The organism is Enterococcus rivorum (assembly GCF_001742285.1).
Classification (GTDB): domain Bacteria; phylum Bacillota; class Bacilli; order Lactobacillales; family Enterococcaceae; genus Enterococcus_L; species Enterococcus_L rivorum.
Genome location: NZ_MIEK01000034.1, coordinates 49,031 through 68,209, shown reverse-complemented (window position 1 = coordinate 68,209; position 19,179 = coordinate 49,031). Strand labels below are relative to the sequence as shown.

19 protein-coding genes and 1 tRNA gene are annotated in these 19,179 nt (G+C 33.3%); 15 read left to right on the top strand and 5 right to left on the bottom strand.

What is annotated here, in order from left to right:
* The first annotated feature begins 279 nt into the window (after positions 1-279).
* Positions 280-1,482 carry a GNAT family N-acetyltransferase gene (locus BCR26_RS11575; RefSeq protein ID WP_069699149.1) on the top strand — a complete coding sequence of 401 codons (1,203 nt, stop codon included), beginning with the start codon at positions 280-282 and terminating at the stop codon, positions 1,480-1,482.
* Between the two features lie 68 nt (positions 1,483-1,550).
* Here the strand turns inward: BCR26_RS11575 and BCR26_RS18555 are convergent, their stop codons facing one another.
* Positions 1,551-1,691, bottom strand: a complete 141-nt coding sequence (locus BCR26_RS18555; protein WP_169818887.1) for a hypothetical protein — start codon at positions 1,689-1,691, stop codon at positions 1,551-1,553.
* Between the two features lie 254 nt (positions 1,692-1,945).
* Here BCR26_RS18555 and BCR26_RS11570 point away from each other — a divergent pair.
* Positions 1,946-2,020, top strand: a tRNA-Arg gene (locus BCR26_RS11570).
* Between the two features lie 93 nt (positions 2,021-2,113).
* On the opposite strand, the gene BCR26_RS11565 is transcribed toward BCR26_RS11570, so the two are convergent.
* Entirely contained in the window at positions 2,114-3,055 is a 942-nt protein-coding gene (locus BCR26_RS11565) for an alpha/beta fold hydrolase (protein ID WP_245341836.1), read from the bottom strand.
* Positions 3,056-3,191: 136 nt separating this feature from the next.
* Between BCR26_RS11565 and BCR26_RS11560 the strand changes: the two genes are divergently transcribed.
* Positions 3,192-3,719 (top strand): TetR/AcrR family transcriptional regulator, encoded by a 528-nt coding sequence (locus BCR26_RS11560; protein ID WP_069699148.1) that lies wholly within the window; start codon positions 3,192-3,194, stop codon positions 3,717-3,719.
* Positions 3,720-3,911: 192 nt separating this feature from the next.
* Here BCR26_RS11560 and BCR26_RS11555 read toward each other — a convergent pair whose 3' ends face one another.
* On the bottom strand, positions 3,912-5,144 hold the full coding sequence (locus BCR26_RS11555; RefSeq protein WP_245676968.1) for an aminopeptidase: 1,233 nt from the start codon (positions 5,142-5,144) through the stop codon (positions 3,912-3,914).
* A gap of 230 nt (positions 5,145-5,374) precedes the next feature.
* On the opposite strand from BCR26_RS11555, the gene BCR26_RS11550 reads away from it, so the two are divergent.
* Complete coding sequence (locus tag BCR26_RS11550) at positions 5,375-5,953, top strand: TetR/AcrR family transcriptional regulator (protein WP_069699146.1); 579 nt, start codon at positions 5,375-5,377, stop codon at positions 5,951-5,953.
* A gap of 41 nt (positions 5,954-5,994) precedes the next feature.
* Here the strand turns inward: BCR26_RS11550 and BCR26_RS11545 are convergent, their stop codons facing one another.
* Both BCR26_RS11545 and BCR26_RS11540 read right to left on the bottom strand, forming a co-directional pair.
* Positions 5,995-6,438: a flavodoxin gene (locus tag BCR26_RS11545; protein WP_069699145.1), complete on the bottom strand. Its 444-nt coding sequence runs from the start codon at positions 6,436-6,438 to the stop codon at positions 5,995-5,997.
* A gap of 79 nt (positions 6,439-6,517) precedes the next feature.
* Complete coding sequence (locus BCR26_RS11540) at positions 6,518-8,491, bottom strand: LTA synthase family protein (protein WP_139124938.1); 1,974 nt, start codon at positions 8,489-8,491, stop codon at positions 6,518-6,520.
* A 214-nt stretch (positions 8,492-8,705) separates the two neighbouring features.
* Here BCR26_RS11540 and map point away from each other — a divergent pair, with 214 nt between their 5' ends.
* The 11 genes from map (at position 8,706) to BCR26_RS11485 (ending at position 19,118) form a co-directional block, all read left to right on the top strand.
* Entirely contained in the window at positions 8,706-9,470 is a 765-nt protein-coding gene (gene map, locus BCR26_RS11535) for a type I methionyl aminopeptidase (protein WP_069699143.1), read from the top strand.
* 25 nt (positions 9,471-9,495) lie between these two features.
* Positions 9,496-10,392 (top strand): YihY/virulence factor BrkB family protein, encoded by an 897-nt coding sequence (locus BCR26_RS11530; protein ID WP_069699142.1) that lies wholly within the window; start codon positions 9,496-9,498, stop codon positions 10,390-10,392.
* A gap of 152 nt (positions 10,393-10,544) precedes the next feature.
* Positions 10,545-11,681 carry a glycosyltransferase family 4 protein gene (locus tag BCR26_RS11525; RefSeq protein ID WP_069699141.1) on the top strand — a complete coding sequence of 379 codons (1,137 nt, stop codon included), beginning with the start codon at positions 10,545-10,547 and terminating at the stop codon, positions 11,679-11,681.
* 151 nt (positions 11,682-11,832) lie between these two features.
* Complete coding sequence (locus tag BCR26_RS11520; RefSeq protein WP_069699140.1) at positions 11,833-12,615, top strand: glycosyltransferase family 2 protein; 783 nt, start codon at positions 11,833-11,835, stop codon at positions 12,613-12,615.
* The gene (locus tag BCR26_RS18785; RefSeq protein ID WP_069699139.1) at positions 12,615-13,448 is read left to right on the top strand and encodes a glycosyltransferase; all 834 of its coding nucleotides are present in this window, start codon (positions 12,615-12,617) and stop codon (positions 13,446-13,448) included. The genes BCR26_RS11520 and BCR26_RS18785 overlap by 1 nt, the downstream gene beginning before the upstream one ends.
* On the top strand, positions 13,449-14,168 hold the full coding sequence (locus BCR26_RS18780; RefSeq protein WP_069699138.1) for a glycosyltransferase family 2 protein: 720 nt from the start codon (positions 13,449-13,451) through the stop codon (positions 14,166-14,168).
* 115 nt (positions 14,169-14,283) lie between these two features.
* A complete protein-coding gene (gene rfbA, locus BCR26_RS11505) occupies positions 14,284-15,153 on the top strand; it encodes a glucose-1-phosphate thymidylyltransferase RfbA (protein WP_069699137.1) in 870 nt (289 codons plus the stop codon).
* Between the two features lie 13 nt (positions 15,154-15,166).
* Positions 15,167-15,739, top strand: coding sequence for a dTDP-4-dehydrorhamnose 3,5-epimerase (gene rfbC / locus BCR26_RS11500; RefSeq protein WP_069699136.1), 573 nt, complete (start codon positions 15,167-15,169; stop codon positions 15,737-15,739).
* Positions 15,740-15,762: 23 nt separating this feature from the next.
* Complete coding sequence (rfbB, locus tag BCR26_RS11495; RefSeq protein WP_069699135.1) at positions 15,763-16,791, top strand: dTDP-glucose 4,6-dehydratase; 1,029 nt, start codon at positions 15,763-15,765, stop codon at positions 16,789-16,791.
* A 106-nt stretch (positions 16,792-16,897) separates the two neighbouring features.
* The gene (gene rfbD / locus BCR26_RS11490) at positions 16,898-17,734 is read left to right on the top strand and encodes a dTDP-4-dehydrorhamnose reductase (protein WP_069699134.1); all 837 of its coding nucleotides are present in this window, start codon (positions 16,898-16,900) and stop codon (positions 17,732-17,734) included.
* Positions 17,735-17,948: 214 nt separating this feature from the next.
* Positions 17,949-19,118, top strand: coding sequence for a nucleotide sugar dehydrogenase (locus BCR26_RS11485; RefSeq protein ID WP_069699133.1), 1,170 nt, complete (start codon positions 17,949-17,951; stop codon positions 19,116-19,118).
* Positions 19,119-19,179: the final 61 nt, after the last annotated feature.

The window sequence follows — 19,179 nt, the reverse complement described above, 5'->3', positions numbered from 1 at the left end:
CCCAGTGCTATCTGTGATACCCTTTATTAGTCACAGTAATTCGAACATAAGAGACAGGTCTTCGTTTAAAAAGCTTCAATGTGGAGTGTGAAGCTTTCTTGCTAAACTATTATTTAGCATGATAGGACATTTTATTAAGAGCAAATTCAACGATGTACTAATATAAGAGCACAAGAGTGCTCTTTTTTTGTCATTAATTTTTTTTAGAAAGTAACGTTTTTTCTTTAGTTGTAGTAGAATATAGGAAATAAAGTCTATTAGAAAAATTGAGGTGAAGAGATGGACAAAGATGTAAGACAGATAGGTCTAGATAGAGTGAATGAAATGTTTGCATTGGCTTCATATGCCTTTAATGTTGAAGCAACAGAAAAAAGAAAGCACCGTTTTGAAGAGATTATTCAACACTCAATGAGTTATGGTTGTTTTAAGAATGACGAATTAGTAAGTCAGTTGATTTCTACGTCATTTAAAATAAATTTTCATGGTGTAAAATATAAAATGGCTGGCATTGGCTGTGTCTCTTCTTACCCTGAGTACAGAGGAGATGGTTGCGTCTCTTCAATCATGAAAGTACTATTAAAAGATTTAGCAGAACAAGAGGTTTCATTAGCTTATTTAGCGCCATTTTCTTATCCTTTTTACAGAAAATATGGTTTTGAACAAACCTTTGAAAGGATAAAGTACACGATTCAAGCAGAAAATTGGCCAGCAGCCACTTCAGTATCTGGAACTGTTCGACGGGTATCGTGGGAAAAAGCAAAGGAAACCATACAAGTTATTTATCCAAAACTCAATAAATATCAACGTGGAGCACTTATTAGAGAGGTGTGGTGGCTAGATTATGCTTTTTCTTTAACAGATATCTCTTACCAGTTTGCTATTTACGAGAATGCAAAAAGTGAAGTAGAAGGTTATCTTATCTACCAGTCTAGTGCTGAGTTATTCACGATTAAGGAGTGGGCATATTTAACTAAAAACGCTTTTCAAGCATTTTCAAAATTTGTTGGTTCACATGTTAGTTCTTCAAGTAAGTTCTATTATGAAACCGGTTTTGATGGAAAAAATTTAAGTTATTTATTCCCTGCGCCAACAATTAAAATGGAGATAAAGCCTGACATGATGGCGAGAATCATTGATTTTTCGATCTTTCTAAAAAGTTATCCATTTTTAAAAGGAAAGCAGGAAGTTTATTATTTAGAAATAAAGGATGACTATGGTTTTTGGAATGATGGCAAGTGGGAAGTTAATATAGATGAGGCCGGTCAAGCGAGTGTCAAGAAAATAACTACAGAAGCAAACATCTCAAGCTACAATAAAAACATAGTAAGTGGGTCAATCCAAAGCTGGACTCAATTATTTATGGGCTATCAATCGACTAACGAACTCTATTTTCAAGATAAGCTTTTAGGAATAGAAGAATTGGTCTACTCTTTTGGAGGAAGAATTCCTAAAGGAAAGCCTATCTTAGAAGATCACTTTTAGAATGACAAGTCAAAAAAAGCTAAATGAGTTTTTACTAATGACTCATTTAGCTCTTTTAAAAATGATTGCTATTCTTCTTCATCCAGCTCAGTTTCTCCTGTGTTTTCATCAGATCTTTGAGCTAAAGCTTCTCTAAAAATTTGTTCTTTTTCCTGTTTGTAATAGTCTTGTCTCTCAGCAAAAATTTTTTCTTTGGTCTTATTTTCCATGAAAACTAGCTCCTTAATGATTTATTTACCAAAATGGTATAGCTAAATAGTATCATGAGGAATTGAACATTACTAATTATCTGCTTTGACTTGATAAGAAGGTTAGTTTGGCTAGATGAGCTTCTTTTCTCATTTATCATTGACATCGGAAACAAAGACTTTTAGAATGTAATAGTATGTGCTAGAAAACTAATCGAGTGAGTGTCGATTTTTTTCTGTAGAATTATCCATCAGTATTGATAAGAATATAAGATGCCCTCGTAGTTAAATGGATATAACAAGCCCCTCCTAAGGGCTAGTTATCAGTTCGATTCTGGTCGGGGGTGCCATAGAAATTCAGCTATAAACCCTTATTCTTAAGTGTTTATGGCTTTTTATATTGTATATATTTTTATCACGAGATGAAATTAATATGCATTCTCTTAGATACTCCCTTCTTTTAGAGAGCGAACAATCTTGTTAAACTGTTTTGGCTTTGACCATTGTGGAAAATGAGCTGTATTCTCAATGGTGTACCAGTCTTTTTTACTAGTTATTGTTTTGTAGTAATCAAAAGCTAATTTTGAAGAACAATGATAGTCATATTCTCCTTCAATGAATACAATTGGCACATTAAAAGATGTAAAGGATTCAAGATTTGTTTGACACACTTCTTGCCAAAGATAGTCGATTGACTGCTGAGATCCTTTTAATCGATAGAAACAATCTTTTAAACTATAATCTTTAGAAAAAACGAAATATGGGTATAGAGAAATGTAACTGGATTTATTGTAAAGAGACCCTTGATATTTAATAACGTATTTCATTAAGTACATTAACTCTTGGTGCCAATTATTTTGGGAGAAGTTGGTATTTATAGGAGCAACTTTTTTTATTATCTTTTCGTTAGTTGAATAGTCTATAACAAAGTCTTTAGCCGCTTCAAACATATTACTGGGATTCGTAATTTGCCCGCATCCAATATATTTATAGACCAGTTCTGGGAATTCCAGAATAAATTTTGTTCCAATTAATGTTCCCCAAGAATGACCTAAAAGATAGACTTTTTCTTTATTGAATTTTATAAGTAAATAGTCAATTAGTGATTTTAAGTCTTTGATAAATACATCAATAGTAATAGGCTTTTTTCTTTTTTTGAAGGGAGAATAAGACTTTCCAGCTCCCCTTTGTTCCCAAATAATTAGAGTATAGTCAATACTCAATTCATAATTAAATTTTTTTACTAGGGGTAATGCTGCATCCCCAGGACCGCCATGCAAATAAATAAGAATTGGGTTTTCTGGGTTTTTAGATAAGACATGAATATATTGAGTATCGTTATTTAATTTAATGTACTCACCAAAATCTATAGTTTTTTTTAGCAAAAGGAAATCGACCTACTTTCTTTTTCGTATGTGTATCATTAATAGATAGTATCAGTTGATTTCTTTCTTAGTCAATGAAATAGTAGAGAATGAAACAGATTACTAAAAAGTGTGTCGTGAGAAAGGAGCAAGATGGATGGATATGAAGGATAGAATCTATGAAGGGCTATTATCTGTAATGAAAATAGATGACTATAGTTTAATCACTGTAACCCAAATTTCTCAAGAGGCAGCGATTGGAAGAAAAACATTTTATCGTTATTTCAAGAGTAAAGAGGAAGTGCTAAAAAAATATATTGAGAAACTTATGACAGAATATAAGGCACTAGTAAGGAACTATTTTTCGATAGATATGGGAGAACTTATCGAGAATTATTTTGCTTTTTGGATGAGGCATCGCTCTTTTTTAGAGTTAATGTATCGTCATAAATTAATGTTTTATATGTATGAACAGTATGAAGAATTTGTTCCGTTAATTAATGAGCAATATATCGAATTAAAAAAATTGGACAGTATTACTTCTAAATATGTAAATGCATATGTTGCGGGGACTTTTTGGTCAATTTTATATGCTTGGATTAAAGGAGGCGGCAAGGAAACACCGAGGGAATTAGCAGCTATTTGTCTTAATATGACAGGTTTAACAATGGGTCCAGAAAACTGATGGTTTTATTAGATACCGCTTTTGGGTTTTTTAATAGTTCTAAAATGTTAATAAAAGTATCCTAAAGTCTGATTTTACATATAAAATAATCAATTCAAGTTTTTTTATAAAAAAGTTCAGTGACAGAAAAAATCATATTTTGATTTTTCTGTCACTGAACGTAATCAATTCTATTATGAATACTAGGAAAAACTAAACCCAGTCACCATTTCTAAATAGAGGGACAATAGAGCCATCTTCTTTGATACCATCAATAGCCATTTTATCTGAGCCAATCATAAAATCAACATGCGTTTGGCTTCTATTTAGTCCAGCATTCTCCAATTCTTCCTCACTCATTTCAATTCCATCTTTGAGATTAAAAGCATAAGCAGAACCTAAAGCTAAATGATTCGAAGCATTTTCATCAAATAAAGTATTATAAAAAGTAATACCTGACTGGGAAATAGGGGAAGGGTCTGGAACTAAAGCAACTTCACCAATGTGTCTTGCTCCTTCGTCTGTATCAAGAAGGTTTGCTAAAACCTCTTCTCCTTGTTCTGCAGAAAAATCAATTACTCTACCATTTTTGAAAGTGAAAGTCATTCCAGAAATAGTTGTTCCAGCGTAACTTAATGGTTTTGTACTAGAAACATGGCCGTTTACATTTCGTGCATCTGGTGCAGTAAATATTTCTTCAGTAGGCATGTTAGCGATAAACCTTTCTCCTCGAGCATTAATGCTTCCTGGTCCTTCCCAGATATGATTTTTTGGAAGGCCTACAATTAAATCAGTCCCAGGAGCTGTGTAGTGAAGAGCAGTAAACTGTTCTTGGTTAAGTTCCGCTGCTTTATTCGTTAATTTAAAATCATGCGCTTTCCAAGTTTCCACAGGCTGTTCATCGTAAACTCTACTGGCTTTAAAAATTTGATCCCATAATGCAGCCACTTGTTCTTCCTCTGTTTGTAAGCTTGGAAAAACTTTGGCAGCCCATTCTTTTCCGGCAGCTGCAGCGACTAGCCAACTTATTTTATTTGCCTGCGTTACTTTTCTTAAATTCATCATGGCTTTTCCATTAGCCGACTGGAAAGTAGCGACTCTTTTTGCATCTACTCCAGACAGAGCATCAGGGTTAGATGAAACAATACTGATGCGACTCGCCTCTTTCTTTATCCAGTCGTCTGTTTGATCAATTTTATACTGAGGAATATTTTCTAATCGATCGTTTGCAGCAAAAGTCAAAAAATCTTTTTGGACAATGTCATCTCCCCATTGAATAAGAACTTCTGCAGCACCCATTTTATAAGCTTCTTTTGTAATCAAACGGGCTAATGGTGCTTGGTCAACATTAATTTGTAAGACGACCGTTTGCCCTTTTTGGACATTAATTCCAATTTCAACAATCAATTTTGCGTATTTTTGTAAATTTTCTTCAAAGTTATTCACAGAAAAGCCTCCTATTTTACATGATAATCATTCATATCATAACACTTCATGGTATTGAACTCAAACAATTAAAGATTGCAGGGAGTGGAAGAATAGGTAGTAAATACAATGAATAAATATTAAGAATAATAACAGAAAAGAGAGAAGTATTTTGCAGAACTTATAAATCGTGTTACAATAATTGTAGGTATGGAAGCGTTGTAAAGGATAGGTAAAGGGGATTGAGAAGTATGGCCAGAAAAAAAACGATTACTAAAGAGCAGATTTTAAATGCTGCTTACGAAGTAGTAGCCACAGAGGGATTTTCTAAATTTACTGCACGCAACATTGCTACCAAGATGAAATGTTCCACGCAACCCATTTATTTAGAGTTTAAGAATATGGATGATCTAAAAGAAGAGTTATTTGAAAAAATACACAGTTATTTAGCAACAGATGTGTTTCCAGTAAAACATACAGGGAATACAATTATTGATTTGGCATTAAACTATATTCATTTTGCTAAAAATGAGAATAAACTTTATCGAGCATTATACTTAGAAGAGTATGGTGGCGGAAAAAGAATGCAAAGTTTTTCTTATGACTATTTTTCCAATGCGGTAAAAGGAGATAACGAGTATTCTGAGTTAAGTGAAGTTGAAATTGCTTCCTTGCACATGGGAACTTGGATTGTTGCGACAGGAGTTGCAGCTTTGATGACGTCGGGAATTATTTGTCCGACAGATGAGCAGATTATTCGTTTAATGGAAGAAAGCATTGAAACTATATTAGAACGTGAAGACCCAATTGAAATAAGTAATTGGATGTAAAAATAAAAAAAGCTGACACTCATTTTTGAGCGTCAGTTTTTTTATTTTGCAGCTTCCGCTAGTTTTTTTGCAAAAGCTTCTAATTTTTGAATGTCTTCTTCTTCAGCTGCTAAATCAACTTTGACAGAATCAGCACCTTTTGTTGCACCGATTTTAGTAAACACTGATTCAAAATCATCAACTGACTGACAAAAATCATCGTAAAATGTATCCCCAGAGCCACAAACTCCAAAAACTTTACCAGTCAAATCAATTTCTTCTAATTCTTCATGGAAATCAACAATTTCATCTGGTAGTTCTCCATCGCCGTAAGTATAAGTTGCTACAACGCATATATCTGCATCATTAAAGTCTTCGGCTTCAACTTGCGTACATTCATTGATTTCAACTTCGATATCTAAGTTTTCTAATGCTTCGGCAACAATATCTGCAATTTCCTCTGTATTTCCTGTCATACTTGCATAAACAATTTTAGCTAAGGTCATTTTAGTTCCTCCTTTTAAAATCCTACAAGATTGATTATATCAGAAGTCAGTTCTTAATGTAAATTAGAAAAATTCTACTCTACTGTTCAAATTCAGGTATTTCCTCTTCGTTACCTATGCTTACCCCGCCTATTGAAGAAGATTGAGGCAGTTCAACTGAGTGAGATTCAGAAAATGAACTAGAGGAATTCTGGGATTCTGTTGTTGCTGGAGCAGTACTTTCACTGGTATTCTTTTTATTTGTATAAGTTACACCCTTTTCTTTTGGTTTCAAAATAGTATCCGTATAGAATTTTGATTGCTTGGCTAATTCTTCTCTAACTGCTTCTACCGAATATTTTTCAATGACAGTTTTCTTACTAGAAAACAAATTTGTACCTATCCCTAAACGATTATCTTTAATTTCAACACCTAAGCTAGCTAGTGTGGTTGGGAAAAGATCAATTGTAGCAAATTGTCTATTTTTGCTATTTACAGGTTTGATGGGTGCGTTTATAAATAAATTGAAAACAGTTCGCTCGTAATCTTCAGGTAAACTAGAGACGAATTTCTGATCCATTGTTAAATGATCACCGGATATTACAATTGTTGTATTCTCATAGAATGGCTGTTTCTTGCACCAATTGACAAAATCAGCAATTTGTTTGCTTGAATGTGCAATTACATTTGAGTATTGATCGTCATAAATGTTTGGAGTTTCACTGTCAAGGTATCCATCAGGAAAATGGGTATCTGCGGTTAATAATGATAAATTAAAGGGTTTGTTTTCACTGGATAGCAAGCTTGCTTGCTCTTTTGCTATAGAAAAAAGTTTTTTATCCTCAAATCCCCACCAAGTAATATAATCTTTTGGAAAATAGTTTCGATCTCTTGCTTCATAATAATCAATAATTTCATAATTACCATGTTGTGATAGGTAGGCACGTCTGCCGCCAAATGTAGCATCTGATCCCATAATAAATGTTTGTTTGTAGTCATTCTTTTGAAGAATGTCTCCAAGGGTTGTCAAACCCGGCAGAAAAGCTGATTTTCCAGTATTAAAGGATTCATCCATCCCAAAACTGTTAGCGCCTAGATCCGTTTGATCAGCTAACTGCTGAGGTGCTTTTAAAGGCATACCAGAAGTTTGGGCTACAATACCAGCTGCTGTATATTCTGTTCCGGGAATTTGTAATGCGCCCCCAATTTTATCATTATTTGAAAAATTGATTGCATCATCCCCAATTAGGCTTGTCAATTCTTTTAAAAGGTTATTTTTTTGAGCACCACCAGAATTTTTGTCTACATAGCTTGTTTCAAGGGATTCAACAAAAATGTAAATTAAGTTGCGTTTTGTATCTTTAAAAGTTAAGTTAGATGAATCCGAGCTAACATACTCATTTTTAATTAACTCAGAAGAAGTAAAATAAAGTTTTATTTGGGCAAAACCAACTTGATTTATACTTAGAAATAAAGAACAGAAAAAAATAACGATACTGAAAATAGGTAAAAGGAATTTGTTTATCTGATTTGCTTTACTTTTATTCTTTAAAAAAGTAAATTTTACGTTGTTATAATTTAAGAAAAAAAATATTTTTATAGAAAGATAAGTAATAAAAGCTGAAGTAATCAAAGGTCCATTTATATAGTCGAAAACTTGTTGAGAGCTGGACCCATTAAGTGTTTGGATGCTAAATAGTAACTGATCAATAGTAACCTTACCAAAAGTGTTAACCAACCATACAGAACTGGTATAAGTTAATAAAGAAATAAAAAGTATCGAACTAAAAATTATGAAAGACACAAGTATTCTTCTTGCAAATTGTCTCTTTCTCCTACTAATCAGTACATGTTTCTTTAAATAACCAGAGTGCAAGTAGCCACTAAACAACAGAAAGAAGATACAAAAAAAGATATTTACTAAAATATATGTAGAGCGTGTTAGTGAGCTTATGAACTCAACACTTTTGTTTAGAATAAAAGTGTATACAAATAGCGAAAACATCATTGAAAAAAGAGTAGTGCTCAGAGTATCTATTATTAAGCTTTTAGTATTGTCATAAATAAATGACAAGTTTCTAAAAAGTAAAGTAATTGTGAAAATTAATATGAAAGTACAAAATAATGTGAATATCAATATTGGATTCCCCCTTAAACATGACTAACATTGTAACATAAATTGATGGTTTTTTCATGGATAATAAATTACAAATACTTTACAATATTTTTTTTGTAAAATATGTTAGAATGAACTTTGTATATAAAGACTTTTAGGAGACGATAAATTAATGATTACATTGAAATCACCAAGAGAAATAGAAATGATGGATGAATCCGGCGAATTATTAGCAGATGTTCATAGACATTTGCGTTCTTTTATTAAACCAGGAATTACTAGCTGGGATGTTGAAGAATTTGTTAGAAATTTTATAGAGAGTCATGGTGGAATAGCAGCACAAGTAGGTTTTGAAGGGTATAAGTATGCTACTTGTTGTAGCGTGAATGACGAAATTTGTCACGGGTTTCCAAGGAAGACAGTATTAAAAGATGGAGATTTGATTAAAGTTGATATGTGCATTGATTTAAAAGGTGCGGTTTCAGATTCTTGTTGGGCATACGTCGTTGGAAAATCAACCCCAGAAATTGATTACTTAATGGCAGTTACAAAAAAAGCCTTGTATTTAGGGATTGAACAAGCGCAAGTTGGCAATAGAATTGGCGATATAGGTCATGCGATTCAAACGTATGTTGAAGGGGAAGGACTTTCTGTAGTAAGAGATTTTGTTGGCCATGGGATTGGTCCAACAATTCACGAAAGTCCAGCGATTCCTCATTATGGTGAGGCTGGAAAAGGCCTTCGTTTAAAAGAAGGCATGGTTATTACTATTGAACCGATGGTTAACACAGGAACATGGCGTATGAAAATGGATCCTAATGGTTGGACAGCCTACACATTAGATGGTGGATTAAGCTGTCAATTTGAACACACATTGGCTATTACTAAAGAAGGTCCGAAAATTTTAACTTCTCAAGGAGAAGAGTTGACTTATTAGACCAACAAACAAGGGGAATTTTTTAATGAAGTTATTTGACAAGGTAAAAGAGAATGGGAAACTGATGCGTTTTATTAATACAACACAGGCTAGAATGATTGATTCCGAAATAGGGAATACGTCTGTTGTTGTGGCCTATTACTTACTTTTGTCCTTATTTCCTTTACTCATAGCAGTCGGCAATATTTTACCTTATTTAAATATTAATCCGGACGATGTACTACCTTACATTGCTGAAATTATCCCCAAAGCAATTTTTAATGATTTGGAACCCGCTATAAAATCAGTGCTGACTCAAAAGTCAAGTGGTTTACTTTCAATTTCTGCTTTAGCTGCTTTGTGGAGTGCTAGCCAAAGTATTAATGCAATGCAGACTGCCATGAATAAAGCTTTTGGAGTGGAGCAACGAAAGAATTTTATTGTTGTAAGAATTGTGTCGTTAATTGTTATTGTTCTGTTTTTACTAGCAATTGTTGGAGTAATTGCGATTCTAGGTTTAGGTCAAAACATCGTAGAATTTTTACAGCCGATTTTTCATTTTAACCTTAATTTTGTAGATACTTTCCAAACACTGAAGTGGCCGGTCACTTCTATTGGTTTATTCGTAATTATGAGTGTAATCTTTTTAGTTGTCCCAAATGCTAAGTTGTCAATACGATCTATTTTGCCAGGAGCAATTTTTACTACAGCTGGGTGGATGTTGCTATCGCAAGTTTTTGGACTATATTTAAGGTTTTTTAGCTCTAAATTGGCCAGTTATCAAATTATAGGGAGCTTTATTGTTTTAATGTTATGGTTGAACTTTGCGGCAACGATTATGATTTTAGGTGGCATTATCAATGCTGTGTTAGAAGAGTATTTTTCTGAGTCTAAGATTCAAAAGCGACAGGAAATGTTAACAAAATGGAGAAGAAACAAGTAATGATTTGTAATCAGTTATTTAAACTGTTGCGCCCATATTAAAGACGTAAGCCATTTTTTAGCGATTTTTGGTAGCAACATTAGTATATAAACTTGTATTTCTACTTTGTTTAGGTATAATGTACGATGTATATTAAGAAAGTGGGTACCTTTATGTCCAATTTAGTTTTTGAGGTGTTCATTCGTCTATTTTTGACGTTTATTCTGTCTCTTATAGTTACACCGATAGTTAAATTGCTTGCTTTTCGAATTGGAGCTTACGACGCCCCAGGAGAAAGACGAATCAATACCAAAAATATGCCAACAGCTGGAGGTTTGGCAATTTTCAGTGTCTTCTCTTTTTCTAGTCTATTCTTATTCCAGTTTATTATACCGACTAGTTACATATGGCCTATTATTTTAGGAAGCGGTATTGTTGTTTTGACAGGTCTAATTGACGATATAAAAGAGTTGTCACCTAAGAAAAAAACGCTAGGGATTCTGTTGGGAGCTTTAGTGATCTATTTTGTTGCAGAGATTCGCGTCGATTTTGTAACCCTTCCTTTTTTTGGGCAAATTGATTTACGTTGGTTTAGTTTACCAATTACGTTACTTTGGATATTAGGGATTACCAATGCCGTGAATTTGATTGATGGATTGGATGGCTTAGCTTCAGGTGTTTCGATGATTAGTCTGACAACGATTGGTATTGTAGGTTATTTTTTCTTACATGCTAAAACGATTTATATCCCAATCGTGATTTTTGTTTTAGTGGCAAGTATTGCTGGTTTTTTTCCCTATAATTTTTATCCAGCTAAAATATTTCTTGGAGATACTGGGGCTTTATTCTTAGGATTCATGATTTCTGTTATGTCTCTACAAGGATTGAAAAATGCAACATTTATTACATTTTTTACGCCAATGCTAATACTAGGTGTTCCGATTACAGATACAGTCTACGCTATTATTCGCCGACTAATGAACAAACGACCAATTTCTTCTGCTGATAAAATGCATTTGCATCATCGACTGCTTTCTTTAGGCTTTACACATAAAGGAGCTGTTATGACGATTTATGCATTGGCTCTCGTCTTTTCTTTTGTAGCATTGTTATTTAGCTATGCAAGTAATATTGCTTCGATATTATTGATTGTGTTTTCTCTAATCGGCTTAGAATTATTTATAGAAATGATTGGGTTAGTAGGGGAAAATCATCAACCGTTGATGTATGTACTAAGACTTTTTGGAAATAAGGAATTCAGGCGGGAACAAATGAAAAAAAGATTAGGGAAACATTCTAAAAGAAAGTAAAGAATCATTGAAGAAGCCTTTGCTGTCTTAGGGTCATATGATATAATCTGTTTAGAAATATAATGGAGCATATGTATTAGAACATATGCTTTTTTGATTAAATAAAGATTACTAAGGAAGAACGATAATTGCTTTAGATTGAGGTGTAGATTTGGATAATGGTATAATTATTTCTATCGTTACTTATAATAGTCGTCATATTTTTGAAATACTAGACAACTTAGTTATGGAGTTAAAGGAAGATTCGCGTTATTCTGTCCACATCTATGACAATGGTTCAGAAGCTAACTATTTAGAAAAAATGAAAACTTATGAACCTTTTGTGACAATTCATTCCGCAAAAGATAATCTTGGATTTGGCTATGGTCATAATAAGGTTTTCGAAAAGGCAAATTCAAAATATGGTTTTATTTTTAATCCAGATGTGTTGGCTACCAAAGAAGTACTAGATAATTTAGTGAAAATGATTCAAGCAGATGAAAACTTGGCAGCTGTTTGTCCTAAAGTGTTAAATGAAGATGGAACGACACAACATTTAGTTCGTAGAAAATTAGACGTTTTTGATTATATGCTGAGATTTGTTCCATTTAAAATAGTAAAGAGGCTATTTAACAAACGTTTAAGCTACTATGAATGCAGAGATTTATCAGAGAGTGAATTGACCTATATTAAAATGGGTTCTGGATGTATGATGCTGATTGATATAGGAAAATTCAACCAAATTGGTGGATTTGACGAGCGATTCTTTATGTACTTTGAGGATAATGATTTGTGTTTACGTTTCGGAGAAGAAGGTTATAAAATTTTATATACTCCTTTTGAGACCGTTGTTCATTTGTATGAAAAGGGAGCGCATAAGAGTGCAAAACTATTTAAAGTTTTTATAGAATCAATGATTAAGTTTTTTAACAAGTGGGGATGGCGATTTTTTTGATGGAAAATATCATAGTCACAGTTTTAGTGATTTACAAAGAAAACGTAAACCAAACACCTAGCTATTTATTGTTAAAGAAATTTTTGAAAGAAAAAAGCAATTTCTATTTATTAGTTTATGACAATAGTCCCGAGAAACAAATAGATGAATTGCTTGGCTTTAAAAATGTACGATATATTCATAATAAAGAAAACGCTGGTCTAGCTGAAGCATATAATGAAGGAATTGTTTATTTAGATCAAGTCTCTGGGGATTTCTTATTATTGTTGGATCAAGACACAGAGCTTAAATCAAGGTATTTAGAATTGGCTTTACAATTAGAAAGACAATCGTCTACAGGAGCATATGTTCCTAAAGTAATTTCTGGAAAAAGACAGATTTCTCCAGTATTTAGTGAAGAATATGTTACTATAAATTCTGAAAAACCAGTAGCTGGTCTTTCAGAAAAAAGGGTCATGGCAATTAATTCGGGAACACTTTTACCTAAAGAAACTTTAAAGAAAATTGGAAGATTTAATGTTGAGTTTTCTTTAGATTTTTTAGATCATTGGTTGTTTTGGGAATTGTATCAAAAAAATCTACAGGTGATGGTGTTAGACCGGACTATTACTCATGATTTGTCTGTATTAAGTCATGATTTTGTGAGCATTGAACGATATAACGAAATGTTAATAGCAGAAACTAATTTTTATAAAGAATATGATGTGAAGCAGTTAAAGCGGCATAAAAAACAGCTCTTTTTGAGAACAGTCAAACAATTACTACTGGTTAAAAATCGTTTGATTTGGAAAAGAACATGGCAAGAATTTTATAAGGTAATGAAAGGAAAGTAAATGATTTCTGTTTGTATTGCTACTTATAATGGAGCGTTGTATATAGAAGAACAGCTAGAAAGTATTCTTCCACAATTGGGTCAAGAAGATGAACTTATTTTGTCAGATGATGGATCAACAGATGAAACATTATCTATTTTAAAAAAATATCAGCAAAAAGATTCCAGGGTTAAGCTATTTAATGGACCAGGTAAGGGAGTAGTAGCGAATTTCAATTATGCTATTTCAAAAAGTTCTGGAGAGATCATATTCTTGGCGGATCAAGATGATGTCTGGTTGCCTGAAAAAGTGTTGACAATCATGGTTTTTTTCGCAGAACACCCCAAAGTAGAATTAGTGATTAGCGATCTAACGATTGTTAATGAAAAGTTGGAAATAATTGAACCTTCATATTTTTCATTTCGTGGTGTTAAATTAGGGTTTTTAAGAAATCTTATAAGAAATAGCTATATTGGTGCAGGAATGGCGTTTAAGAGTACGCTAAAAAAAGATGCGTTGCCTATTCCAGCTAAAGTTCCAATGCATGATATGTGGTTGGGACTAATTGCGGATGTCCAGAAAAAAAGTGCAATTGTATCTCGGACGCTAACGTTATATCGACGTCATGAATTTAATGCTAGTCAGATTAAAACGAAAGCAAGTCTCTATCAAATGCTAAAGTGGCGTGTTTCTATTAGTAAAGCTCTTTTTAGGCGATTAATACTAAAAAAAGGACATTAAGACTAGTTTACAATTTTGTGAAATATCGATAAAACACATGACATTTTTCTTTGATAATGTAATAATAGTGAATGATGTGAAAAAATGAAAATACAAACTAAAGGAGTTTTTTTCCATGAAAGGAATTATTTTAGCCGGAGGTAGTGGTACAAGATTATATCCACTGACAAAAGCGACATCCAAGCAATTAATGCCAATATACGATAAACCAATGATTTATTACCCAATGTCTACATTGATGTTAGCTGGGATTAAAGAAATATTAATTATTTCCACACCAGACGACACACCAAGATTTGAGAGCTTATTTGGAGACGGCAGTGATCTAGGAATTCACATTGAGTATGCTGTTCAAGAAAGTCCTGATGGTCTGGCGCAAGCCTTCATTATCGGAGAAGAATTTATAGGTGATGATAGCGTATGTCTTGTATTAGGAGATAATATTTATTATGGTGGTGGGCTTTCCAATATGTTACAGAGAGCTGCCTCTAAAAAAAATGGAGCAACGGTATTTGGCTATCATGTAAATGACCCTGAACGTTTTGGTGTAGTGGAGTTTGACGAAGAAATGACGGCTCTTTCCATTGAAGAGAAACCAGCTAAACCTAAGTCTAATTATGCAGTGACGGGCTTGTACTTTTATGATAACGAAGTCATAGAAATTGCTAAAAACATTAAACCATCTGAACGCGGAGAACTTGAAATAACAGATGTGAATAAAGTTTATTTAGAGAAGAATAAGCTGTCTGTTGAGGTTATGGGTAGAGGGTTTGCTTGGTTAGACACAGGAACTCATGAATCGCTTTTAGAAGCGTCCATGTTTATTGAAACGATTGAAAAAAGACAGAATCTTAAAGTAGCTTGTTTAGAGGAAATTGCTTTTCGTATGGGCTATATTACGAAAGAACAACTAGTCGATTTAGCACAACCGTTGAAGAAAAATGGCTACGGACAATATTTATTACGCCTAACAAATGTAGAGTAGGAGCAAGCAATCAATGAGAGTAATTGATACTAAGTTACAAGATGTAAAAATAATAGAAATGGATGTATTTGGTGACCATCGAGGATTCTTTACAGAAAGCTATTCAAAAGAAAAGTTTTCTAAGCATGGGTTGAATTTTGATTTTGTTCAAGATAATCATTCTCTTTCTAGCCAAGCTGGAGTTTTAAGAGGATTACACTTTCAAACAGGAGAAGCAGCCCAAACGAAATTAATTCGTGTTGTTACAGGAGCAGTTTTAGACGTCATTGTTGATATTCGTAAAGGTAGCCCAACTTATGGGGAATGGGAAGGGTATATTCTATCTGAGCACAATCATCGTCAACTATTAGTTCCTAAAGGATATGCTCATGGGTTTGTAACTTTGACATCAAACGTTAATTTCTTATATAAATGCGACAACTATTACAATGCTGAAGCGGATGGTGGGATTGCTTTTGATGATCCTGACTTAGCGATTAATTGGCCGATAGATATTCAGAAAGCAATTACTTCTGAAAAAGATAAGCAGCATCCAACTTTAAAAGAATTCGAAGCAGATAATTCTTTTGTTTTTGGTAAAATTTAAATACTTTAGGAGAGACCTTGACTATGAAAAATATTATTGTGACTGGCGGAGCTGGTTTTATCGGATCAAATTTTGTTCATTATGTAGTGAATAACCATCCGGAAATCCATGTCACCGTATTAGACAAATTAACCTATGCAGGGAATAAAAAAAACCTTGAAGGATTGCCTAGTGATCGGGTTGAATTAGTAGTAGGAGACATAGCTGATGCTGAATTAGTTAATCGATTAGTAAAAGAGACGGATGCAGTTGTCCATTACGCAGCAGAATCTCATAATGATAATTCATTAAATGATCCTTTTCCATTCGTACAAACAAATATTATTGGAACATATACGCTAATTGAAGCTTGTCGTAAATTAGGCGTTCGTTATCATCACGTTTCGACGGATGAGGTTTATGGAGATTTACCGTTGCGTGAAGATTTACCTGGACATGGAGAAGGTGAAGGAGAAAAATTTACAGATGAAACACCATATAATCCGTCAAGCCCTTATTCTTCAACAAAAGCAGGTTCAGACTTATTAGTAAAAGCATGGGTTCGTTCTTTTGGATTGCAAGCAACTATTTCTAACTGCTCAAACAATTATGGTCCCTATCAACATATTGAAAAATTTATTCCGCGTCAAATCACTAATGTTTTAAGTGGCATTCAGCCTAAATTATATGGAGCAGGAAAAAATGTTCGTGATTGGATTCATACAAACGACCATTCTTCAGCAGTATGGGCAGTATTAACTAAAGGGAAAATTGGTGAAACATATCTAATTGGTGCTGATGGAGAAGAAGACAATAAAACAGTTATTGAATTGATTTTAGAGCTGATGGGTCAACCGAAAGATGCCTATGAGCATGTCAACGATCGCCCAGGACATGATTTACGTTATGCAATTGATTCAAAAAAAATTCGTGAAGAATTAGGTTGGACACCAGAATTTACTAATTTCCGTGAAGGACTAACAGATACTATTAAATGGTATACAGAAAATGAACACTGGTGGTTAGCAGATAAAGAAGCAGTAGAATCAAATTATGCCAAAAATGGTCAATAGAGCTTTAACTTAAAAATATGGAATTCTTAAATAGTGAATTAAATTGAAATAGTATCTTTTTTAAGGCAGGCAAAAGCCTGCTTTTTTTCAAGAAGGAGAGAATAGAATGATTTTACTTACAGGTGGAAACGGACAACTAGGAACAGAGTTACGTCATTTATTAGATGAACAAGGTTTAGAGTACGTATCAACAGATGCTGGGGAAATGGACATTACTGATGCTAGTCAAACGATGGCTTTCATTAAAGAACTAACACCAGATATTATCTATCATTGTGCAGCTTATACGGCAGTGGATAAGGCTGAAGGTGAAGGAAAAGAATTAGATGAAAAAATTAATGTAGATGGTACTAGAAATGTTGCAGAAGCAGCGAAAGAAGTGGGAGCTACTCTGATCTATATCAGTACTGATTATGTTTTTGATGGGACGAAAAAAGAGGGTGTTTATAAGACGGATGACCAGACAAATCCTTTAAATGAATATGGACGTACCAAACTTTTAGGTGAACAAATCGTTCAAGAGATAATGGAAAACTTTTACATTATCCGGACTTCTTGGGTCTTTGGACAGTACGGTCACAACTTCGTTTTCACGATGCAAAAATTAGCAGAAACACGCAATGAGCTGACTGTAGTAAACGACCAGTTTGGTCGACCAACATGGACGAGAACACTTGCAGAGTTTATGACTTTTGTAGTCAAAGAAAAAGTGGCTTATGGTGTTTATCATTTATCAAATGAAAATAGCTGTAGTTGGTACGAATTTGCAAAAGAAATTTTAAAAGATACAGAAGTGAATGTCTTACCAGTTGATTCAAGCCGGTTCCCTCAAAAAGCAAAACGTCCACAGTACTCTGTGATGGATTTAAGTAAGACTGAAGCGCTAGGATTTGAGATTCCTACTTGGGAAGAAGCGTTGGAGAGAATGTTGTCAAGTAAGTAATTTATTAAGACTTAGAGCAGGAGATAGTTTTTTAGATAAGTAGAAGAGAATCTTGGTATTTTACTTTCTAGCGAGTGATGTATGTGCTCTAAGTCTTATACATAGTTGCCAGGACAAGTGTGGTTTCAGAGACGCATCTTTTCATTTTAATTTATGTAAGTTATAATAATTAGATTAGTAAATTCGAATCATTTTTGGATGGAGGATGTAAAGAGTGAAAAAAGTTGCTGTTTTCGGATTAGGCTATGTGGGTTTGGCAAATGCTTTACTTTTAAGCCAAAATGAACATGTAATAGCTTATGATATTGATCAAGAGAAAATTGAGATGCTAAACCAAAGGATCTCGCCACTAGAAGATAAAGAAATACATACATTTTTAGACAGACAGGATTTAAATATTCAATTTATCGCAGATTTTGAAAGTGCTGTTAAATTTGGTGAGTATTTGATCATTGCAACACCAACCGATTATGATGCAAAGAAAAATTACTTTGATACATCTACTGTGGAAAGTGTCATTGAACGGGCACTAAAAATTCGGAAAGATGCAATTTTTATAATTAAGTCAACTGTTCCAGTAGGTTATACGGAACAGTTGAAGAAGAAGTATAAACATCAAAAGATTATTTTTTCACCAGAATTTTTACGTGAAGGAAAAGCTTTATACGATAATCTTTATCCATCCAGAATTGTAGTAGGAGAATGTTCTGAACAAGGAGAAGCTATTGCATCTATGTTTTTAAGAAATACTGCAGAAAAAAATACTGAAGTATTACTTACACATGCTACTGAAGCTGAGGCGATTAAATTATTTTCAAATACTTATTTAGCTTTACGTGTGGCTTACTTTAATGAACTAGATACTTATGCAGAAGTTAGAGGATTGGATACTAGGCAAATTATTGAAGGCGTTGGATTAGATCCTCGAATTGGTTCTCATTATAATAATCCTTCTTTTGGTTATGGAGGTTACTGCTTACCCAAAGATACGAAACAATTAAGGGCAAATTATGATAAAGTACCGAATAATATAATTAGTGCGATTGTGGAAGCAAATACAACTAGAAAAGATTTTATCTCTGAACAAATTATAGCAAAACAACCTAAAGTCGTTGGAATCTATCGTTTAACAATGAAGGCTAATTCTGACAATTTTAGATATTCTTCAATACAAGGGATTATGAAGCGATTAAAAGCAAAAGGGCTTGTGATTGTTGTTTATGAGCCAACACTAAAGGAAAAAATATTTTACAATTCAGAAGTAATAAATGATCTGGAATCTTTTAAAAAAATTTCTGATGTAATTGTGGCAAATCGTATGGAAGATATTTTGGTTGATGTGAAGGAAAAAGTTTATACACGCGATATATTTAAACGAGATTAGTTAAAACTATACTACAAAAATTTAAAATAGCAGATCAATTTTTATTAAATATAAGGTATAC